The organism is Streptomyces sp. NPDC020362 (genome assembly GCF_040642095.1).
In the GTDB taxonomy this organism is placed as follows: domain Bacteria; phylum Actinomycetota; class Actinomycetes; order Streptomycetales; family Streptomycetaceae; genus Streptomyces.
In genome coordinates this window covers 1-2,245 of the sequence record NZ_JBFAET010000447.1, presented here as the reverse complement: position 1 = coordinate 2,245, position 2,245 = coordinate 1, and the positions used below count along the sequence as shown (strand labels likewise).

Sequence of the window (2,245 nt, the reverse complement as noted above, 5' to 3'; positions counted from 1 at the left end):
GGGCAGAACACCCCGGCCCCCGCTCCCACCGAGTCCAATCCGCCCGGCGACATCCCCGACAACCAGGTGTACGTCGCCTACCGGCCGACAGGCGGCGCCCGACAGGGCCACCCCGTTGGTGAGGTCGGCGGGGTCGAGCCGGACCACGGGCACGCCCGCCTCGGTCAGCCGGAGGACCACCATGTCCGCCGTCACGTCTTCTTCACTGGTCAGGATGAGCACGGTCATCTTGCGCGGGTCCGCGTTCAGTCGTCGAAGTGCGTCTTGGACCCGGCCGTGGAGGTCGTTGTCCCCAGCGCTCTCAAGGTCGCGTGGTCAGTGGCGGCGATCCGACCGTCCGGGAGGACGTTCAACTGCAGTCCGGAGTCGTACGCGTACGGAGTGGTGACGTCCAACTGCACAGCAGGGCGCGCGTAGTTGAGCGTGAACGGTTGCATGGTCTCTCCCTGATTCGGCTTTCACGTCCTTATACGAATCGAACGGGTGGTTGGTTTCCTTACGCTCCGTAACCATGGCCCGGAGAGGGGTCGTTCGAGGCGTCGAGTAGGAGGACGTCGCCTCGGAGGAGAGGAGTTGCGCGGTGCCGTTCATTGCGTGAAACCGCGCGTCATTCCGGGAAGGCTCCGCGTGCCGCGGCGAGGGCCCGCTCGGCGTAGCCGCGGCCGAAGAGCACCGTGTGCACCAGGAGGGGAAAGAGCTGGTGCAGGCCGACGCGACGCCGCCAGCCGTCGGCCAGGGGGGCTGCCTCCTGGTATCCGGCCAGCACGCGGTCCAGATGCGGGCAGCCGAACAGCTGGAGCATCGCCAGATCGGTCTCCCGGTGCCCGCCGTGCGCGGCCGGGTCGATGAGCCGGACCTCCCCGTCGGCGCCCCACAGCACATTGCCGTTCCACAGGTCGCCGTGCAGCCGCGCGGGCGGCTCGGGCGGCCCGGCGAGAGCCGGCAGCCGCTCGCAGACCCGCTCGATCACCGCGGCCTCCCGGGGCAGCACGGTGCCGGCGTCGACGGCGCCGCGCAGATACGGCAGTACGCGATGTTCGGCGTACCAGTGGGGCCAGTCGGCTCCCGGTGCGTTGTGCATCGGCGCGAGGCCGATGTACGCCTCTTCCGGCCCGCCGGGCGGCGGTGCGCCGAAGGCGGGTGCGCCGGCCGAGTGCAGGGTCGCGAGGGCGTGGCCGAAACGCCGGGCGGCCTCGGCGTCGGGATGCCCGGTCGGCACGCGCTCGGTCACCATCCACCGCTCGTCGTGGCCGAGCACCTCCGGTACCCGGACCGCGGCCGCCGCGCCGAGCCAGCGCAGCCCGGCCACCTCCGCCCGCACGGCACCGGGGGCCTCGCCGCGCTTGACCATCACCACCGTCCCGCCCTCCAGCGTCACTTCGACGGGCGAGGCGGACGCCGCCCGTGCACCCGTGACGCGACGCCCGGTGAGCCGGGACGCCGCCTGTCCTGGATCTTCGCCTCGGTTGGCCACGGCCCCAGCGTACGGCCCGTTCATGAGGCTCTTCTGAGGGTGCTTCGACCGTTGATACGACTGTTTTCGGCCAAACCCAGGCAGTTACTACCCGTGTTGTCCCCGTGCGGATAGCGTGAGGGCGTCGCGTCGCCACACCAGGGGCACAGGGCCCTGTCGGGACTAGCGCGCGGCGGAGGGTTTCCCCCTTGACCACAGCATCCGTGCTGATGGCCGACGTCTTCGAGGTTCAGCCCTACACCTCCCACTGCGAAGTCATCTTCGGCGAGGGCGCGCACGCCGTCATCGGAGTGTCGCCGGGCAACAGCTACTTTTCCGCCCAACGCCTGCGCGACCTCGCCCGCTGGGGGCTGCACCACTTCGACAGGGTCGACTTCGTCTACACCGACCTGTACGTGGCCGAGATGTACGAGGCATCCGGCTACCCGCCGGACGAGGCCCGCCGCAAGGCGGTGAAGAACCTGCGGGGCGTGCGCGCGAAGGTCCGGGACGCGGTCACCCAGGCCGACCCCGAGGGCAAGCGGCTCGACTGGCAGCCCATGTCTGCGTTCCGCACCAACCCCGCCTACCAGGAGATCCACCGGGAGCTGCAGACCAGGATGCAGGCGGACGCCGACTTCCGTGCCGTCTGCAACGCCCTGGTGAGCCGCTTCCTGTCGGCTCGCGGCGAGGAGGCCAGCGAGCGGCAGCGTTCCGTGTGCCTGGAGTACGTCTGCGCCGAAGCCCCGCTCTTCCTCGACACCCCCGCCATCCTCAAGGTCCCGTCGTCGC

Annotated in this window: 3 protein-coding genes and 1 pseudogene; 1 reads left to right on the top strand and 3 read right to left on the bottom strand. The window is 70.6% G+C overall.

The genetic code is table 11. The features are described from left to right. From AB0H32_RS48060 to AB0H32_RS48050, 3 genes and pseudogenes are all read right to left on the bottom strand, one after another. Positions 1-228, bottom strand: a pseudogene (locus tag AB0H32_RS48060) (hypothetical protein); the annotation flags it as partial. 17 nt (positions 229-245) lie between these two features. After that, positions 246-437, bottom strand: coding sequence for a putative ATP-grasp-modified RiPP (gene tgmA, locus AB0H32_RS48055; protein WP_020938095.1), 192 nt, complete (start codon positions 435-437; stop codon positions 246-248). A 170-nt stretch (positions 438-607) separates the two neighbouring features. After that, entirely contained in the window at positions 608-1,498 is an 891-nt protein-coding gene (locus AB0H32_RS48050; protein ID WP_361135995.1) for a fructosamine kinase family protein, read from the bottom strand. A gap of 164 nt (positions 1,499-1,662) precedes the next feature. On the opposite strand from AB0H32_RS48050, the gene AB0H32_RS48045 reads away from it, so the two are divergent. Then, positions 1,663-2,245 (top strand): tRNA-dependent cyclodipeptide synthase (locus AB0H32_RS48045; protein WP_361135992.1); only part of this gene is annotated, 583 nt, incomplete at its 3' end.

What these genes read in the sequence shown, in the direction of transcription:
- tgmA (WP_020938095.1), bottom strand. Translation starts at nt 437, where the DNA reads ATGCAACCGTTCACGCTCAACTACGCGCGCCCTGCTGTGCAGTTGGAC.
- AB0H32_RS48050 (WP_361135995.1), bottom strand. Translation starts at nt 1,498, where the DNA reads ATGAACGGGCCGTACGCTGGGGCCGTGGCCAACCGAGGCGAAGATCCA.